This window comes from Acidovorax sp. sif0632, assembly GCF_019218805.1.
In the GTDB taxonomy this organism is placed as follows: Bacteria; Pseudomonadota; Gammaproteobacteria; order Burkholderiales; family Burkholderiaceae_C; genus Acidovorax; species Acidovorax facilis.
On the sequence record NZ_JAHUWW010000001.1, the window covers coordinates 517,338 to 534,604 of the forward strand.

At 65.2% G+C, this 17,267-nt stretch carries 15 protein-coding genes; 14 read left to right on the forward strand and 1 reads right to left on the reverse strand.

Annotation, left to right across the window (positions count from 1 at the left end; genetic code table 11):
• The first annotated feature begins 35 nt into the window (after positions 1-35).
• From KW832_RS02330 to KW832_RS02340, 3 genes are read left to right on the forward strand one after another with little or no spacing between them, the layout of a single operon-like run.
• Entirely contained in the window at positions 36-947 is a 912-nt protein-coding gene (locus KW832_RS02330) for an ABC transporter permease (protein WP_055398531.1), read from the forward strand.
• Positions 948-973: 26 nt separating this feature from the next.
• Positions 974-1,960: an ABC transporter ATP-binding protein gene (locus tag KW832_RS02335; RefSeq protein WP_218298781.1), complete on the forward strand. Its 987-nt coding sequence runs from the start codon at positions 974-976 to the stop codon at positions 1,958-1,960.
• The gene (locus KW832_RS02340) at positions 1,957-2,967 is read left to right on the forward strand and encodes an ABC transporter ATP-binding protein (protein WP_121422336.1); all 1,011 of its coding nucleotides are present in this window, start codon (positions 1,957-1,959) and stop codon (positions 2,965-2,967) included. Before KW832_RS02335 ends, KW832_RS02340 begins: the two co-directional genes overlap by 4 nt.
• 153 nt (positions 2,968-3,120) lie before the next feature.
• Here KW832_RS02340 and KW832_RS02345 read toward each other — a convergent pair whose 3' ends face one another.
• Entirely contained in the window at positions 3,121-4,041 is a 921-nt protein-coding gene (locus KW832_RS02345; protein ID WP_218298780.1) for a LysR family transcriptional regulator, read from the reverse strand.
• 161 nt (positions 4,042-4,202) lie between these two features.
• Between KW832_RS02345 and KW832_RS02350 the strand changes: the two genes are divergently transcribed.
• From KW832_RS02350 to KW832_RS02400, 11 genes are all read left to right on the forward strand, one after another.
• On the forward strand, positions 4,203-6,323 hold the full coding sequence (locus KW832_RS02350) for a 3-hydroxyacyl-CoA dehydrogenase NAD-binding domain-containing protein (RefSeq protein ID WP_218298779.1): 2,121 nt from the start codon (positions 4,203-4,205) through the stop codon (positions 6,321-6,323).
• A 134-nt stretch (positions 6,324-6,457) separates the two neighbouring features.
• Positions 6,458-7,633 carry an acetyl-CoA C-acyltransferase gene (locus tag KW832_RS02355; RefSeq protein ID WP_218298778.1) on the forward strand — a complete coding sequence of 392 codons (1,176 nt, stop codon included), beginning with the start codon at positions 6,458-6,460 and terminating at the stop codon, positions 7,631-7,633.
• 45 nt (positions 7,634-7,678) lie between these two features.
• Positions 7,679-8,887, forward strand: a complete 1,209-nt coding sequence (locus KW832_RS02360; protein WP_218298777.1) for an acyl-CoA dehydrogenase family protein — start codon at positions 7,679-7,681, stop codon at positions 8,885-8,887.
• A gap of 10 nt (positions 8,888-8,897) precedes the next feature.
• Positions 8,898-10,031: an acyl-CoA dehydrogenase family protein gene (locus KW832_RS02365; protein ID WP_218298776.1), complete on the forward strand. Its 1,134-nt coding sequence runs from the start codon at positions 8,898-8,900 to the stop codon at positions 10,029-10,031.
• Between the two features lie 4 nt (positions 10,032-10,035).
• Complete coding sequence (locus KW832_RS02370; protein ID WP_218299088.1) at positions 10,036-10,872, forward strand: oxepin-CoA hydrolase, alternative type; 837 nt, start codon at positions 10,036-10,038, stop codon at positions 10,870-10,872.
• On the forward strand, positions 10,869-12,116 hold the full coding sequence (locus KW832_RS02375) for a CaiB/BaiF CoA-transferase family protein (protein ID WP_121422342.1): 1,248 nt from the start codon (positions 10,869-10,871) through the stop codon (positions 12,114-12,116). Before KW832_RS02370 ends, KW832_RS02375 begins: the two co-directional genes overlap by 4 nt.
• A 78-nt stretch (positions 12,117-12,194) precedes the next feature.
• Positions 12,195-13,202, forward strand: a complete 1,008-nt coding sequence (locus KW832_RS02380) for a tripartite tricarboxylate transporter substrate binding protein (protein WP_218298775.1) — start codon at positions 12,195-12,197, stop codon at positions 13,200-13,202.
• A gap of 38 nt (positions 13,203-13,240) precedes the next feature.
• Positions 13,241-14,245 carry a tripartite tricarboxylate transporter substrate binding protein gene (locus KW832_RS02385; protein ID WP_121507516.1) on the forward strand — a complete coding sequence of 335 codons (1,005 nt, stop codon included), beginning with the start codon at positions 13,241-13,243 and terminating at the stop codon, positions 14,243-14,245.
• Between the two features lie 47 nt (positions 14,246-14,292).
• A complete protein-coding gene (locus KW832_RS02390; protein WP_121507084.1) occupies positions 14,293-15,042 on the forward strand; it encodes an electron transfer flavoprotein subunit beta/FixA family protein in 750 nt (249 codons plus the stop codon).
• Positions 15,043-15,975 (forward strand): electron transfer flavoprotein subunit alpha/FixB family protein, encoded by a 933-nt coding sequence (locus KW832_RS02395; RefSeq protein ID WP_218298774.1) that lies wholly within the window; start codon positions 15,043-15,045, stop codon positions 15,973-15,975.
• A 126-nt stretch (positions 15,976-16,101) separates the two neighbouring features.
• The gene (locus KW832_RS02400; protein ID WP_218298773.1) at positions 16,102-17,085 is read left to right on the forward strand and encodes a tripartite tricarboxylate transporter substrate binding protein; all 984 of its coding nucleotides are present in this window, start codon (positions 16,102-16,104) and stop codon (positions 17,083-17,085) included.
• Positions 17,086-17,267: the final 182 nt, after the last annotated feature.

Below are 17,267 nucleotides of genomic sequence, written 5' to 3' on the forward strand. Positions count from 1 at the left end.
GCTCTGCGTTGGTGCTTGTTTACTGGTTTCCCACAATGAAAACAACCCTTGCCCGCTGGTTTGACAGCGATGTTGGCTACAGCTTCCGCACATCGCCCATGGCGATGGTGGCCGCTGCCATCGCGCTGATCTGTGTGTTCTGTTCGGTATTTGCCGGATGGGTCGCGCCCCATAACCCCTTTGACCTGGCCACGCTCGAACTCAGCGACGCGCGGCTGCCACCGGCCTGGAGCGCCGAGGGCTCCATGAAGTACCCCCTGGGCACCGACGACCAGGGCCGGGACATCCTTTCCGCCCTCATCTATGGAGCGCGCATTTCCCTTGTGGTGGGCCTCGCATCGGTGGTGCTCTCCGTGGTGGTGGGCGTGGCGTTTGGACTGCTGGCCGGCTTTCGCGGTGGCTGGATCGATGCCGTGCTCATGCGCCTGTGCGACGTGATGCTGTCGTTCCCGGCCATCCTGGTGGCACTGCTGATTGCGGGTGTGGGCCGTGCGCTGTTCCCCAACGCGCACGAGTCGCTGGCATTTGGTGTGCTGATCATCTCCATCTCGCTCACGGGCTGGGTGCAGTACGCGCGCACGGTGCGCGGCTCCACCTTGGTCGAGCGCAACAAGGAATACGTGCAGGCTGCCCGTGTGACGGGCGTTTCGCCGCTGCGCATCATGCGCAAGCACGTGCTGCCCAACGTCATGGGCCCTGTGATGGTGCTGGCCACCATCCAGGTGGCCACGGCCATCATCACCGAGGCCACATTGTCCTTCCTGGGCGTGGGCGCACCGCCCACCTCGCCTTCGCTGGGCACGCTGATCCGCATCGGCAACGACTACCTGTTCTCCGGCGAATGGTGGATCACCGTGTTCCCCGGTGCCATGCTGGTGCTGATCGCCCTGAGTGTGAACTTGCTCGGCGACTGGTTGCGTGATGCCCTCAATCCGCGCCTGCGCTGAACAAGAACAAGAAAAGCGATATCCCCATGAGTCTCCTAGAAGTCAAAAACCTCGTTGTCGAATTCCCGGGCCGTCGCGGTACCCTGCGCGCCCTGGACGACATTTCCTTCTCCATTGCACCCGGCGAGATCCTGGGCGTGGTGGGGGAGTCCGGCGCGGGCAAATCGCTCACTGGCGCTGCCATCATCGGCCTGCTGGAGCCCCCGGGCCGCGTGGCATCTGGCCAGATCCTGCTCGAAGGCCAGCGCATCGACAACCTGAGCAACGAGGAAATGCGCCACATCCGTGGCCGCCGCATCGGCGCGATCTTTCAAGACCCGCTGACCTCGCTGAACCCGCTGTACACCGTGGGCCGCCAGCTCACCGAAACCATCCTGGCCCACCTGCCGGTCACTCCCGCCGAGGCCCGCCAGCGTGCCATTGCGCTGCTGCAAGACACTGGCATTCCGGCCGCTGCAGAGCGCATCGACCACTACCCGCACCAGTTCTCCGGCGGCATGCGCCAGCGCGTGGTGATTGCCCTGGCCCTGGCGGCCGAGCCCAAGCTCATCGTGGCCGATGAGCCCACCACGGCGCTCGACGTGTCCATCCAGGCGCAGATCATCACGCTGCTCAAGAACATCTGCAAATCGCGCGGTGCGGCCGTGATGCTGATTACCCACGACATGGGCGTGATCGCCGAGACCTGCGACCGCGTGGCCGTGCTGTATGCCGGGCGCGTGGCCGAGATCGGTCCCGTGCACGACGTCATCAACAAGCCCTCGCACCCGTACACCAGCGGCCTCATGGCCTCCATCCCCGACATGACGGTGGACCGTGAACGCCTGAACCAGATCGACGGCGCCATGCCCCGTCTGAACGCCATTCCCCAGGGCTGTGCTTACAACCCGCGCTGCCCCCAGACTTTTGACCGCTGCATAACTGATCGCCCCGACCTGATGGACGCAGGCTCCACCCGCGCCGCCTGCTGGCTGCACGCTGGTGCCACGACAAAAACCGAGGTGACCGCATGAGCGCAGCAATGAAAAGCAAGGCTTTGGTGCAGGCGCACGATCTGGCCAAGACTTTTGACGTGTCCGCCCCCTGGCTCAACCGCGTGATCGAGCGCAAGCCCCGCACGCTGCTGCATGCGGTGGACGGCGTGAGTTTCGAGATCGAAAAAGGCAAGACCCTGGCACTGGTGGGCGAGTCTGGCTGCGGCAAAAGCACCGTGGCGCGCCTGCTGGTGGGTTTGTACGAGCCCACACGCGGCGGCCTCACGTTTGACAACCAGGATGCGCATGCCGCCTTCAAGGGCAACGACGCCAAGGCCATGCGCCGCCGCATCCAGATGATCTTCCAGGACCCGTATGCCAGCCTGAACCCCCGCTGGCTGGTCGAAGACATCATTGGCGAGCCGCTCAAGGAGCATGGCCTCATCACCGACAAGGCCGAGCTCAAGCAGCGCGTGGGCGAACTGCTCAAGTCCGTGGGCCTGTCGCCGCTGGACATGGTGAAATACCCGCACCAGTTCTCCGGTGGCCAACGCCAGCGCATCTCCATCGCGCGCGCCCTGGCCACCGAGCCCGAGTTCCTGGTGTGCGACGAGCCGACGAGTGCGCTTGACGTGTCGGTGCAGGCCCAGGTGCTCAACATCATGAAGGACCTGCAGCGCGAGCGGCACCTCACCTACCTGTTCATCAGCCACAATCTGGCCGTGGTGCGCCACGTCAGCGATCAGGTCGGCGTGATGTATCTGGGCCGCCTGGTGGAACTGGCCGACAAACACACGCTGTTCGACACACCGCGTCACCCCTACACCCGCATGCTGCTCGATGCCATCCCCAAGATGCACGACACCGGCAAGGCCCGCACCCCCGTGCAGGGCGAGGTGCCCAACCCGCTGAACCCACCACCCGGTTGCGCCTTCAACCCGCGCTGCCCCCACGTGAATGACCGCTGCCGCACCGAGCGCCCCCAGCTCAAGAGCATTGGTGGCATTCGCATTGCGTGCCATGCGGTGGAGGAAGGGCGGATCTGATGCCAGCCGCCACGCGGGTTTGCTGACGCGCGGCGGAGGGACTCATCCGGCATTGCTACTGTCGCAGTAGCGATTGCTATTAATAAAATAGCTGCTAGCGCAATGAATACCTGCGCTTGCGGCTATTTTTGCTTGTAAACGCGCAGAAGATGCTCATCCTGGCTCCGCAGTCACTCCTTGGCCGGCTGCCGGCAGGGCACGCCCCAGCAGGTAGTCAATGCAGGTGCGCACCGCTCGGGTCTGGTGGCGGTTGGGCATGTAGAGCATGAACATCTGGGTGCCAAAAATGCTCAGCCGCCAGTCGTCGAGCGTGGTCAGCACTTCCCCGCTGGACACGGCGTCCTGCACCACGTAATCCGGTACCAGCCCTACGCCCAGCCCTGCCAGGATGCCCTGGCGCAGAAACGGAAAGTGCTCCGAAATGAGGGTGGGCTCCAGCATGGCTTCCTGGCGCTGGTCACCCCGGTACCCGCGCAGGCGCAGCTGCTTGCCTACCACCCCTGCGGTGATCACCGGCGCGGCCTGCAGAGCTTCGAAGTCCTGGGGCAGCCCATGCTCCTGGGCGTATCCACGCGATGCGCAGGCGATGTAGCGCACGCTGCCCAGGTCGCGCGCCACCAGCGTGGGTGGGGGCTCGGGCATCACGCGGATGGCGATGTCCACCTCATCGCGGATGAGGTCGTCCACCCGATTTTCAAAGCGCACATCCAGCACGATGCCAGGGTACAGCCGCTTGAAGTCGATCAGCCAGTCTGACATCACCATCTGCCCGTAGCCACTGGGCACGCTCAGGCCCACGCGGCCCTGCAGGCCCTGGCCCAGCGTGGCAATCGTCTCGCGCGCCGCCAGCATTTCGTTCTGAATGGCGCGGCCATGGGCATACAGGCGCAGGCCCACCTCGGTGGGCTCCACCCGGCGCGTGGTGCGGCGCACCAGCTGCACACCCACTGACTTTTCGAGCTGGTGCAGGTGGTAGCTGACGTTGGCACGGGACATCTTCAGGTTGCGGGCGGCCTGGCTGAGGTTGCCGGCATCGAGGATGTCGACTAGCACGGTGAGGGAGGTGAGTTCCATTGAACAGGGAGGCGGTGCGGGATGCCGTTGCGGGGGTGTTTGTCAAAAGGCGTTTGACAGTCTGTCAACGGGCTATGTAATTGTCAAGATAACTTCACGCATCAACAATCACCGAGTCATTCACAGGCAGTCAATAGCCATCGACCAGGAGACTTTCCAGCATGGGCGCCGCCATTCCCGCATCTTCCGTTGTCACAACCGCGCTGCAGGGCGATGTGCTTGTCGTCACCATCGACAACCCGCCCGTCAACGCCCTGGGCGCCGCCGTGCGCCAGGGCCTGTTGGCCGCCATGCTGCAGGCGCAGGCCGATGCCGCCGTGGCGGCTGTGCTGCTGGTGGGCGCCGGCAAGGCCTTCATTGCCGGGGCGGATATCCGCGAATTCGGCAAGCCACCGGTTGCTCCCATCCTGCCCGAGCTCTGCCGCGCCATCGAAAACCTGAACAAGCCCGTGGTGGCCGTGCTGCACGGTGCGGCGCTGGGCGGCGGTCTCGAAGTGGCTCTGTCAGCCCATTACCGCCTGGCATTGCCTGCCGCTACGCTGGGCCTGCCCGAGGTGAACCTGGGCCTGCTGCCCGGCTCGGGAGGCACCCAGCGCGCCCCGCGCTTGATGGGCGTGCAGGCCGCCACCACCCTCATGCTCAGCGGCCAGCCCCTCAAGGCACAGGCCGCACTGCAGGCCGGGCTGGTGGACAAGCTGGTAGAAGGCTCCGACCCGCTGGCCGCAGGCCTGGCCTATGTGCGCGAACTGCTCGCCGCCAATGCGCCCGTGCGCCGCACGCGTGACCTCGCCATTGCCGAGCCGCAGGCTGCACTGGCCTGGCTGGAAGAGCAAAAGACCGAGACGGCAAAGAAGTCGCGCGGCCTGTTCTCCCCCCTCAAGATCATCGAATGCGTGCATGCTGCGCTGCAACTGCCGTTTGACGAAGGCATGGCCTGCGAGCGTGCGCTGTTCATGGAATGCATCGACAGCCCGCAACGCGCAGGGCTCATCCACGCCTTTTTTCCCGAGCGTGAAGTGGTCAAGGTGCCCGAGGCCCAGGCCGCGCAGCCGCGCCCCGTCGCCAGCATCGCCGTCATCGGCGGTGGCACCATGGGCGCGGGCATTGCCGTGGCGGCGCTGGATGCGGGCCTGCCCGTCACCATGATTGAGCGCGACGCCGATTCCATCGCCCGCGGCCGCGCCAATGTGGAAAAGGTCTACAACGGCCTGGTCGCCAAAGGCCGTATGACTGAAGCCGCCAAGGCCGCCGTGATGGCGCGCTACACCGGCAGCACCGACTATGCCGACATCGCCCAGGTGGACCTGGTGATCGAGGCCGTGTTTGAAGACATCGAAGTCAAGAAGGCCGTGTTCCGCGAGCTGGACCGCGTGTGCAAGCCCGGTGCCGTGCTGGCCACCAACACGTCCTACCTCGACATCGACGCCATTGCCGCTGCCACCGGCCGCCCGCAGGATGTGATCGGCCTGCACTTCTTCAGCCCCGCCAACATCATGAAGCTGCTGGAGATCGTTGTGCCCGCCAAGGTGGCGCCCGACGTGGTGGCCACGGCATTCGAGCTGGCCCGCAAGCTGAAAAAGGTGCCTGTGCGCGCCGGTGTGTGCGACGGCTTCATCGGCAACCGCATCCTGGCCGTGTACAAGCAGGCCGCTGACTACCTGCTGGAAGACGGCGCAAGCCCCTACGAGATCGACGCTGCCGTGCGCGGCTTTGGTTTTGCCATGGGCCCGTTCCAGGTGACAGACCTGGCCGGTGGCGACATTGGCTGGGCCACGCGCAAGCGCCGCGCTGCCACGCGCGACCCCAAGGCCCGGTACGTGGAGATTGCCGACCGCATCTGCGAACGCGGCTGGTTCGGGCAAAAGACCGGGCGCGGGTTCTACCTGTACCCCGACGGTGCTCGCACGGGCCAGCCCGACCCGGAAGTGCTGGCCATAGTGGCTGCCGAGCGCGCCAAGAAAGGCGTCACGCCCCGCAGCTTCAGCGCCGACGAGATCATGCGCCGCTACATGGCCGCCATGGTCAACGAAGGCGCCAAGGTGGTGGCCGAGGGCATTGCCCTGCGCCCGCTGGATGTGGATGTGACCTTTGTCGCGGGCTACGGCTTTCCGCGCTACCGTGGCGGCCCCATGAAGTGGGCCGACATGACCGGCCTCTCCAAGGTGCTGGCCGACATCCGCGAATTCGCCAAGGAAGACCCGCTGTTCTGGCAGCCCGCGCCGCTACTCGAAAAGCTGGTGGCCGAGGGGCGCAACTTCGACAGCCTGAACAAGGCTGGCTGAAGACGGCTGTACGCAGTGCACAGCGCCGAGTGCGCTGTACATCGCGCTGCATCAGTTTGAATCAAGTTTTGGGTCAATTTGGCCTCTAGCGCACTATCTATAAGCGCTAAAAGCTATAAATTTAGGAGCAAATCATGCGTGAAGCCGTCATCGTTTCCACCGCCCGCACCCCGCTGACCAAGTCGCACCGGGGCGAGTTCAACGCCACGCCCGGCCCGCAACTGGCGGCCTTTTCCGTCAAGGCAGCGGTGGAGCGCTCAGGCATCGATCCCGAACTGATCGAAGACCTGGTGATGGGCTGCGGCTACCCCGAGGGCATCACCGGCAAGAACATTGGCCGCCAGACGGCGCTGCGTGCGGGCCTGCCCCTGTCTGTAGCGGGCATGGTGGCCAGCCGGTTTTGCGCATCGGGTCTGCAGTCGGTGGCGATTGCCGCAGGCCGCATCGTGGCCGAGGGCGTACCCGCCATGGTGGCCGGTGGGGTGGAAAGCATCTCGGCCATCCGCGCAGGCAACCCGGCAGACATCGACCCCTGGCTGCAAGAGCACAAGCCCGACCTCTACATGGCCATGATCGACACCGCCGACATCGTGGCCCACCGCTACGGCATCAGCCGTGAAGACCAGGACCTGTTCTCGCTGCAAAGCCAGCAACGCACCGCCGCCGCACAGCAAGGCGGCGTGTTCGCCGACGAGATCGTGCCCTGCACCACGCGCATGATGGAAAAGGACAAGGAGACCGGCGAGGTCACCTACCGCGAAGTGACGGCCACGCACGACAACTGCAATCGCGCCAGCACCACGCTGGAAGGCCTTGCCAAGCTGGAGCCGGTGAAAGGTCCGGGCCAGTTCATCACCGCAGGCAACGCCTCGCAGCTGTCCGACGGCTCCAGCGCCTGCGTGCTCATGGAAACGAAAGAAGCCGAGCGCCGTGGCCTGCAGCCCCTGGGCGCGTTCCGTGGCTTTGCGGTGGCCGGTTGCGAGCCCGACGAAATGGGCATTGGCCCCGTGTTTGCCGTGCCCAAGCTGCTGGCGCGCCACGGCCTCACGGTGCAGGACATTGACCTGTGGGAGATGAACGAGGCCTTCGCCTCGCAGGCCCTGTACTGCCAGCGCCGCCTGGGCATTCCGTCCGAGCGGCTGAACGTGAACGGTGGCGCCATTGCCATTGGCCACCCCTTTGGCATGACGGGTGCGCGCCTGGTGGGCCACCTGCTGCTCGAAGGTCGCCGCCGCAAGGCCAAGTACGGCGTGGTGACGATGTGCATTGCAGGCGGCATGGGCGCTGCAGGCCTGTTTGAAATTTTCTGACCCCGCGCGACACCACCGAACTCTGAACACTGCAAGCGACCCGATATGGACCTGAATTTCACCCCCGAAGAAGAAGCCTTCCGCGCCGAGGTGCAGGCTTTCTTGAAAGCCAAGCTGCCCGCCCGCATCGCCAACAAGGTCAAGGCCGGGCAACGCCTGTCCAAGGCGGACCAGGACGAGTGGCACGCCATCCTGAACGAGCGCGGCTGGCTGGCCAACCACTGGCCCAAGGCCTACGGCGGCCCCGGTTGGGGTGCGGTCGAGAAGTTCATCTTTGACACCGAATGCGCCCTGGCCGGTGGCCCGCGCATCGTGCCCTTTGGCGTGAACATGCTGGGCCCGGTGCTCATCAAGTTTGGCAACGAGGCGCAGAAAAAATACTGGCTGCCGCGCATCCTGAGCGGTGAGGACTGGTGGTGCCAGGGCTATTCCGAACCCGGCGCGGGCTCGGACCTGGCTTCCGTGAAGACCACGGCAGTGCGAGTCACGGACGAAACAGGTGACCACTACATCGTCAACGGCCAGAAGACCTGGACCACCCAGGGCCAGCACGCCAACATGATCTTCTGCCTGGTGCGCACCGACCGCGAGGCCAAGGCGCAATCGGGTATCAGCTTTTTGCTGGTGGACATGCAATCGCCCGGCGTGGAGCTGCGTCCCATCCGCACGCTCGATGGCGACAAGGAAGTCAACGAAGTCTTCTTCACCGATGTGAAGGTGCCGGTGGAAAACCTGGTGGGCGAGGAGAACAAGGGCTGGACGTATGCCAAGTACCTGCTGACCTACGAGCGCACCGGCATCGCAGGTGTGGGTTTTTGCATCGCTGCGCTGGCCAAGCTCCAGGTGATTGCCGCCAAGGTCATGAAAAACGGAAAGCCGCTGGACCAGGATCCGTTGTTTGCCGCCCGCATGGCCCAGGTCGAGATCGACCTGGAGAACATGAAGACCACCAACCTGCGCGTGATTGCCGCCGTGGCGGGTGGCGGAGTGCCGGGTGCAGAAAGCTCCATGCTCAAGATTCGGGGCACCGAGATCCGCCAGGAAATTTTGTCGCTCATCCGCCGCGCTGTGGGCCCGTACGCGCTGCCTTTCATCGAAGAAGCGCAGTACGAAGGCTATGCCGATGAACCCGTGGGCCCGAAGGAGGCCGCGACGGCAGCCGCCAACTACTTCAACTACCGCAAGCTGTCGATCTTTGGCGGCTCCAATGAAATCCAGAAGAACATCATTTCAAAAATGATTTTGGGCCTGTGAGGTTGCCGCGATGAACTTTGAACATACCGAAGACCGCCGCATGCTGGCGGACACCCTGAACCGTTTTGTGGCCGAGCAGTACGGGGTCGAGACGCGCAACCACATCGCCTACGGCGACAGCGGCATGGACGCGGCGCTGTGGAGCCGCTTTGCCGAACTGGGCGCGGTTGGCGCGCTCTTCCCCGAAGCCGACGGCGGCTTTGGCGGCGCAGGCTTCGACGTGGCCGTGGTGTTTGAAGCCCTGGGCGCAGGCTTGGTGGCCGAGCCGTTTGTGGGTGCACTCATGGTGGGCCGGGCATTGGGCCTGGCGGGCAGCGCAGCGCAGAAGGAACACATCGCCAGCATCATCGACGGCAGCACCGTGGCGACCCTGGCGCACGAGGAAGCCGGCGCGCACTACGCCCTGGACCGCGTGACCACCCGCGCCGTGCGCAATGGCGACGGCTGGTTGCTCACCGGCCACAAGGCCGTGGTGCTGCATGGCGACCAGGCTCAACTGCTACTGGTCAGTGCCCGCACAGCGGGCGCTGTGGACGATGAAGACGGCATCTCGCTGTTCCTGGTGCCCGCCGATACCGCAGGCCTGAGCCGCCGTGGCATGGGGCGCATCGATGGCGGCCGTGTGGCAGAAGTCAGCTTGCAGAATGTGCAGGTGGGTGCCGATGCACTGCTGGGCACTGAAGGGCAGGGCTTTGCCACGCTGGAACATGCCGTGGGCTGGGGCATTCTGGCCGTGTGCGCCGAGGCGCTGGGCGCGATGGAAGTCGCCAAGAAAAATACGCTGGAATACCTGCAGACCCGCAAGCAGTTTGGCGTACCCATCGGCAGCTTTCAGGCCCTGCAGCACCGCATGGCCGACCTGCTGCTGGAAGTGGAGCAGGCACGCTCTGCCGTCATCAATGCGGCTGCAGCCATGGACAGCACCGACCGCACCGAGCGCGAGCGTGCGCTGTCCGCCGCCAAGGTCACCATGGGCCGCATCGGAGCGTTGGTGGCGGAGGAAAGCATCCAGCTCCACGGCGGCATTGGCATGACGTGGGAGCTGCCACTGTCCCACTACGCCAAGCGCCTCGTTATGGTGGACCACCAGTTTGGTGATGAAGACCACCACCTGGCGCGCTTTATCGCGCTGGGTCGGAGCTGAAGCCATGGAGCAGCCACTGCCTCTGCTGCAACGCCGTGAGGGCGCGGTGCTCGTGCTCTCCAACAACAACCCTGCCGCGCGCAATGCGCTGTCGCCCGCGTTCTATGCGGCGCTGACCGAGGCACTGGCACAGGCCGAGGCCGACCCCACCGTGGGCGCCATCGTGCTCACGGGTGAAGGCGGGCACTTTTGCGCGGGCGGCGACCTGCGCCAACTGGCCAAGCGGCGCGAGCTGCCCGTGGAAGAGCGCCGCGCCAAGCTCGAAGGCCTGCACGACCTGATCCGCACCGTGCGCGACTGCCGCAAGCCGGTGATTGCGGCGGTGGAGGGCGCTGCGGCGGGCGCCGGCCTGTCGCTGGCGCTGGCCTGCGACATGCTGGTGGCTGCGCGCAATGCCGTGTTCTCGGTCGCGTATGTGAAGGTGGGCCTCACGCCCGACGGCGGTGCTACCGCCTTCCTGGCCGAGTTTGTGTCCCGCCAGGTGTTGACCGAGCTGTGCCTCACGGGCGAACGCATCTCGGGTGAGCGGCTGCATGCGCTCGGCCCCGTCAACCGCCTGGCCGAGCCGGGCGAGGCACTCGCCCAGGCCGTGGCCCTGGCTGCGCAAGTTGCCACCGGGCCTGACACCGCGATGGCGAACATCAAGGCCCTGTGCCGCAGCGCCTATGTGCAGCCGCTGGCTGACCAGCTGGAGCTTGAGGCACAGCTGATGGTGCTGTCACAGGCCACCGAAGAATCCCGCGAAGGCATCGCTGCGTTTCTGGAAAAGCGCCCGGCCGATTTCGCACGCTTGCGCCAGGCTCCTGCCACTGCCGCTACCCAACCCGACACTACGAAATGACCACTACAACACCGACACCCCCGCTGCCCGAGGGCATGGACTTCCCGCTCGACGGCGTGCGCGTGCTCGACCTCTCGCGCGTGTTTGCCGGGCCGCTGTGCGGCCAGGTGCTGGCCGACTTTGGCGCTGACGTCATCAAGGTGGAGCACCCCGGCCGGGGCGACGACACCCGCGACTGGGGCATGCGCATCGGCAAGACCGAGACCACCTACTACAACAGCATGAATCGCAACAAGCGGTCCATCACGGTGGATTTGCAGACGCCCGAAGGCGTGAAGATCATCCGCGATTTGCTGCCGCAGTGCGATGTGGTGATCCAGAACTTCAAGACCGGTGGTGCCGAGAAGCTGGGCCTGGGCTACGAGCAGCTCAAGGCCATCAAGCCCGACCTCATCTACTGCTCGGTGGCGGGCTACGACAGCTCTGGCCCGGAGGCCAAGCGACCCGGCTACGACCTGGTGATTCAGGGTGAGGCCGGGCTGATGGCGCTCAACGGCGAGGCCAGCCAGCCGCCGCTGAAGTTCGGCGTGGCCGCCGTGGACATGATGACCGGCATGTACGCCGCGCAGGCCGTCCTGGCCGCGCTGTTTCGCCGCAGCACCACGGGCAAGGGCCGCCACATCGAGATGGCGCTGTACGACTGCGGCCTGATGATCACCGGCTACTACGGCCTGGACGCCATGCTGCTGGGCCACGACCCGCAGCGCTACGGCAATGCCCACCCGTCCATCGTGCCCTACGGCATGTTCGAGGCACAGGATGGTCCGCTCATCATCGCCGTGGGCAACAACAGCCAGTTCGACAAGTTCTGCCGCCAGGTGGTGATGCGCCCGGATATCGTCGAAGACCCACGTTATGCCACCAACGTCGAGCGTGCCCGCAATCGACTGACCCTGTTGCCCCAGATGAAGGCGCTGATCGCCAGCTTCCCGCGTGATGTGCTTCTCGAACGCCTGAGCGCTGCTGGCATCCCTTGCGGCAGGGTGGCCGGCCTGCACGAGGCACTGACCAGCGAGCGTACGCGCCGCGGCGGCCTGCTGCAGGAGATGCCCCACCCCGTGGCGGGCACTACGCATGTGTTCGCGCCGCCTTATCGACTCGATGGGCAGCGCCTGCCCATCCGCAACGCCCCGCCCACGCTGGGCGCCGCCACGCGGGAGGTGCTGCAGCAACTGCTGCAGCTGCCCGAGGCAGAGCTTGAAGCCCTGCGCGACAAGGGCGTGCTCACGCTTCCATCGCTCTAAACACTATAAAAATAATAGCTTTAATCGCTTGTTGGGTAAGCGCTGGAGCAAATTTTCAATCTCAACCAGGAGACAAACATGAAGTTCAATCACCTTCACCGCCGCTGCGTCCTGCAGGGCTTGGCCGCCTTGGCCAGCACCGGCCTGCTGGGTTCCGCCCTGGCCCAGTCGGGCAAGGATGCCTGGCCCAGCAAGCCCATCAAGCTGATCGTGCCCTACCAGGCCGGTGGCGCCACCGACATCACCGCCCGCACGCTGGGCGAGAAGCTCTCGGCCCGCCTGGGCCAGCCCGTGCTGGTAGACAACCGTGGCGGCGCCGGCGGTGTGACCGGCACCGACCAGGCGCTCAAGTCACCGGCCGACGGCTACACGCTGCTGGTGTCGCTGGGCACCACCATGCTGATCAACCAGTACCTGTACGAGCGCCTGCCGTACCAGCCGCAAAAGGACCAGGCCCTCATCACGCAGATCGCCCTGGCTCCGGTGGTGCTGCTGGTGCATCCGCAGCTGCCGGTGTCCACCGCGGCCGAGCTGATGACCTATATCGACCGCAACAAGGGCAAGGTCGCCTACGGCTCGTGGGGCATGGGCTCGTACGCCCACCTGGCTGGCGCCTGGCTGTCCGACAAGCACAAGGCCGACATGAATCATGTGGCCTACAGGGGCGAGGCGCCCATGCTGCAGGACCTGGTGGGCGGGCAGTTGCAAATGGCATTTGCCAGCCTGCAGTCGGCCCGGCCGTACATTGATTCGGGCCGTCTCAAGCCGCTGGCCGTGACGGGCACCCAGCGCATGGATGCGCTTCCCAAGCTGGCCACCATGGCCGAGCAGGGCATCAAGGACGAGGTGTTCCAGGTGACAGGCTGGTTGGGCATGAGCGCCCCGGCCAACACCCCGCCGGAGGTCGTGGCCCGCCTGGGCCGCGAGCTGCAGGCTGTGATTGCGCTGCCTGAGGTGCGTGAGCGCATCCAGCAGATGGGTTTCATCCCCGTCGGCAGCAGCCCCGAACAGTTCGGCGCCCAGTTCAAAAAAGATGCACCCGTCTGGGAGCGCGTGGTCAAGGTGTCCGGCGCCAAGCTGGACTGATGCAACCCCTCCAGCAACCTGAGCCCGTTTTGACCCCAATGTTTGTCTCTCGCACCTTCGCAGCCCGCCGCGCCGTGCTGGCCGTGTCCGCCGCTCTGGCGGCCAGCGCCCTGTGGGGCGCGGCCTCGGCACACGCGCAAGCGTGGCCCACCAGGATGATCAAGCTGGTGGTGCCCTTCCCGGCAGGCGGCCCTACCGATACTGCCTCGCGCATCGTGGGCCAACGCCTGGCCGAACGGCTGGGCCAGCCCGTGGTGGTGGAAAACCGTGCAGGTGCTTCGGGCTCCATCGCTGCCGCCCAGGTGGCCAAGAGCCCGGCCGACGGCTACACGCTGATGATGCTGGCCACGCCCACGCTGCTGGCGCCGCATCTGTACAAGAAGGCGGGCTACGACACGGTGAAAGACTTCACGCCCGTGGCCACGGTGTACGACCTGCCCATCGTCGTGGTGGTCAATCCTGCCCAGATGCCTTCTGTGACCGATCTGCAAAAGCTCATTACCCATGCCAAGGCCCGTCCAGGTCAGCTCAACTACACCAGCTCAGGTGCGGGCAGCTTTGGCCATTTGAGCATGGAGCTGCTCAAGCAGATGGGGGGCTTTGAAATGCAGCACATTCCCTACAAAGGGGGCGTGCCCGCCATTACCGACACCATCGGCGGCCAGGTGCCGCTGATGTACGCCGATCTGGTGGCTGCGCTGCCGCACATCCAGACGGGGAAGCTGCGCGCCATCGCAGTAGGATCACCCCAGCGCGTGGCCATGCTGCCCGATGTCAAGACCATCGCCGAGCAGGGCTTCAAGGGCTACGAGGCCGTCTCGTGGGGTGGTCTGCTGGCGCCGCCCGGTACGCCCAAAGCCGTGGTGGACCGCATCGCAACCGAGGTGCAGCAAATCCTGGCCGAGAAGGACACGCAGGACAAGTTGTTGACTGCAGGCGCCATCGCTGCATATCAAGCGCCCGACAAGATGGCCCGCCGCATTCAGCAGGACTACGTCAAGTGGGGTACTGTGATCCGCGACAAGGGCATCTCGAACGAGTAAGCCTGCGCACCCGCACTCCCACAACAAAAATCAAGGAAAACAATCCCATGAAAGTTCTCGTCCCTGTCAAGCGCGTGGTGGACTACAACGTGAAGGTCCGCGTCAAATCGGACAACACGGGTGTGGACATCGCCAACGTGAAGATGAGCATGAACCCCTTTGACGAAATCGCCGTTGAAGAGGCCGTGCGCCTGAAAGAAAAAGGCCTGGTGACCGAAGTCATCGCAGTCTCCTGCGGCGTGGCCCAGTGCCAGGAAACCCTGCGCACTGCCATGGCCATCGGTGCCGACCGCGCCATCCTGGTCGAGACCGACGTCGAGCTGCAGCCCCTGGCCGTTGCCAAGATCCTCAAGGCCCTGGTGGACAAAGAGCAGCCCGGTCTCATCATCCTGGGCAAGCAAGCCATCGACGACGACGCCAACCAGACCGGCCAGATGCTCGCGGCCCTGGCAGACCTGCCCCAGGCCACGTTCGCCAACAAGGTTGAACTGTCGGCCGACAAGGTCAGCGTGACGCGTGAAGTGGACGGCGGCCTGGAAACCCTGCAGCTGTCGCTGCCAGCGGTCATCACCACCGACCTGCGCCTGAACGAGCCCCGCTACGTCACCTTGCCCAACATCATGAAGGCCAAGAAAAAGCAGCTCGATACCGTCAAGCCCGAAGACCTCGGCGTGGATGTGGCTCCCCGCCTGAAGACCCTCAAGGTGACCGAGCCCGCCAAGCGCGGTGCTGGCATCAAGGTGGCGGACGTGGCCGCTCTGGTCGAGAAACTCAAGAACGAAGCGAAGGTGATCTAAATGTCGGTACTCGTTATTGCTGAACACAACAACGCGTCCATCAAGGGCGCCACGCTGAACACCGTGACCGCCGCTGTGGCCTGCGGTGGCGACGTGCACGTGCTGGTGGCCGGCCACAACGCCGGTGCAGCCGCCGGCGCAGCCGCCCAGATCGCCGGTGTCGCCAAGGTCATCCACGCCGACGCCCCTGGCCTGGAACACGGCCTGGCCGAGAACGTGGCCGCGCAAGTGCTCGCCATCGCAGGCAACTACAGCCACATCCTGTTCCCGGCCACCGCCAGCGGCCGCAATGTGGCTCCCCGCGTGGCCGCCAAGCTGGACGTGGCGCAGGTCAGCGACATCACCAAGGTGATTTCTGCCGACACCTTCGAGCGCCCCATCTACGCCGGCAACGCCATTGCCACCGTGCAAAGCGCAGACAGCGTAAAGGTCATCACCGTGCGCGCCACGGGCTTTGACGCCGCAGCCGCCACGGGCGGTTCCGCAGCCGTTGAAACCGCCGCAGCCACCGCAGACGCTGGCAAGAGCAGCTTCATGGGCAGCGAAATCGCCAAGAGCGACCGCCCCGAACTCACGGCCGCCAAGATCATCGTCTCCGGTGGCCGAGCCCTCGGCAGCAAGGAAAAGTTCGACGAAGTCATGACCCCACTGGCCGACAAGCTGGGTGCTGCCCTCGGTGCCAGCCGCGCCGCAGTGGACGCAGGCTACGCGCCCAACGACTGGCAAGTGGGCCAGACCGGCAAGATCGTGGCGCCGCAGCTGTACATCGCAGCGGGTATCTCGGGCGCCATCCAGCACTTGGCGGGCATGAAGGACTCCAAGGTGATCGTGGCGATCAACAAGGACCCTGAGGCACCGATCTTCAGCGTGGCCGACTATGGGCTGGAAGCGGATCTGTTCACGGCCGTGCCGGAGCTGGTCAAGGCGCTCTGACCCATCGACGTTCGCCACCAGCGACCCGCCCTCACATGCTGGACGCTACTAAAAAAATAGCTGCAAGCGCTTTTCCAATAAGCGCTGCAGCTATTTTTCATTCATAACCACACAGGAGACAAAACCATGAATGCCACCTTTTCCCGCCGCCGCATTGTGCAAGCCACCGGCGCAGCGCTGGCCAGTGCCGCGCTGCCCGCGCTGGCACAAACGGCTTGGCCAAGCAAGCCGATCAAGATCATCGTGCCCTACACGGCAGGCGGCTTTACCGACCAGATGGCGCGCCTGCTGCAGGTGGGCCTGCAAAAGGCGCTTGGCCAGCCCATCGTGATCGACAACAAGCCGGGTGCCAACAGCATCATCGGCGTGGATGCGGTGGCCAAGGCGGCGCCTGACGGGCACACCTTCGGCGTGGTGATCGCGGCCTATGCGGCCAACACCAGCCTGTACCCCAAGCTGCCCTACAACCCGCGCAAGGATCTGGTGGGTGTGTCGCTCATGGGCGTGTCGCCGCTGCTGGCCGCCGTGCCCAACAACGCGCCGTTCAAGAACACCAAGGAACTGGTGGCGTACGCCAAGGCCAACCCCGGCAAGATCAGCTTTGGCTCATCGGGCACCGGCTCTGCAGCGCACCTGACCAGCGAGCTGATGAAGGCGCTGACGCAGACGTACATGCTGCATATTCCCTACCGCGGCGCTGCGCCGGCCTTCACCGACCTGCTGGGCGGCCAGATCCAGCTGTTCTTTGATGCGCCCACGGGGCTCATCCAGGCCGGCAAGGCGGGCCGCGTGCAGCTGATCGGTGTCTCAGGCGAAAAGCGCCTGCCCGCCGTGCCCAATGTGCCGACGTTCATCGAGCAGGGAATCCCCGGCCTGGTGGGCAGCACCTGGGCCAGCATGATTGCCCCGGCCGGCACACCGCGCGACATCGTCAAGCGCATGTCGGACGCCGTGAACGCGATCATCCAAAGCGAAGAGACCAAGGCCAAGCTCGAAGCCATGGGCACCTTCCCCGAAGGCACCACGCCCGAGGCCTGCGATGCCTTCATCGAGGCCGAGACGGTGAAATGGGGCAGGGTGATCAAGAACGCGGGCGTGACGCTGGACTGACGCGCAAACACCGCCGGCGAGGCGCCGCGGCACGGACCACGGCCGCATGCCGGCACCCACCTTGCACCGCCGCAACGCGGTGCCAAAAGATGCTTGGCGCCCTGCGCGCGCATTTGTATGATGCGCCGCTACCAAGAATGCCGCTGGTGTTGGGCGCGGATGCAGATGTGCTGCGCCTATTG

Bases quoted from the DNA above. Each gene is read 5' to 3' on its own strand.
- KW832_RS02370 (WP_218299088.1), top strand. From the start codon at position 10,036: ATGGAGCAGCCACTGCCTCTGCTGCAACGCCGTGAGGGCGCGGTGCTC.
- KW832_RS02365 (WP_218298776.1), top strand. From the start codon at position 8,898: ATGAACTTTGAACATACCGAAGACCGCCGCATGCTGGCGGACACCCTG.
- KW832_RS02350 (WP_218298779.1), top strand. From the start codon at position 4,203: ATGGGCGCCGCCATTCCCGCATCTTCCGTTGTCACAACCGCGCTGCAG.
- KW832_RS02355 (WP_218298778.1), top strand. From the start codon at position 6,458: ATGCGTGAAGCCGTCATCGTTTCCACCGCCCGCACCCCGCTGACCAAG.
- KW832_RS02375 (WP_121422342.1), top strand. From the start codon at position 10,869: ATGACCACTACAACACCGACACCCCCGCTGCCCGAGGGCATGGACTTC.
- KW832_RS02340 (WP_121422336.1), top strand. From the start codon at position 1,957: ATGAGCGCAGCAATGAAAAGCAAGGCTTTGGTGCAGGCGCACGATCTG.
- KW832_RS02395 (WP_218298774.1), top strand. From the start codon at position 15,043: ATGTCGGTACTCGTTATTGCTGAACACAACAACGCGTCCATCAAGGGC.
- KW832_RS02380 (WP_218298775.1), top strand. From the start codon at position 12,195: ATGAAGTTCAATCACCTTCACCGCCGCTGCGTCCTGCAGGGCTTGGCC.
- KW832_RS02330 (WP_055398531.1), top strand. From the start codon at position 36: ATGAAAACAACCCTTGCCCGCTGGTTTGACAGCGATGTTGGCTACAGC.
- KW832_RS02400 (WP_218298773.1), top strand. From the start codon at position 16,102: ATGAATGCCACCTTTTCCCGCCGCCGCATTGTGCAAGCCACCGGCGCA.
- KW832_RS02385 (WP_121507516.1), top strand. From the start codon at position 13,241: ATGTTTGTCTCTCGCACCTTCGCAGCCCGCCGCGCCGTGCTGGCCGTG.
- KW832_RS02345 (WP_218298780.1), bottom strand. From the start codon at position 4,041: ATGGAACTCACCTCCCTCACCGTGCTAGTCGACATCCTCGATGCCGGC.
- KW832_RS02360 (WP_218298777.1), top strand. From the start codon at position 7,679: ATGGACCTGAATTTCACCCCCGAAGAAGAAGCCTTCCGCGCCGAGGTG.
- KW832_RS02335 (WP_218298781.1), top strand. From the start codon at position 974: ATGAGTCTCCTAGAAGTCAAAAACCTCGTTGTCGAATTCCCGGGCCGT.
- KW832_RS02390 (WP_121507084.1), top strand. From the start codon at position 14,293: ATGAAAGTTCTCGTCCCTGTCAAGCGCGTGGTGGACTACAACGTGAAG.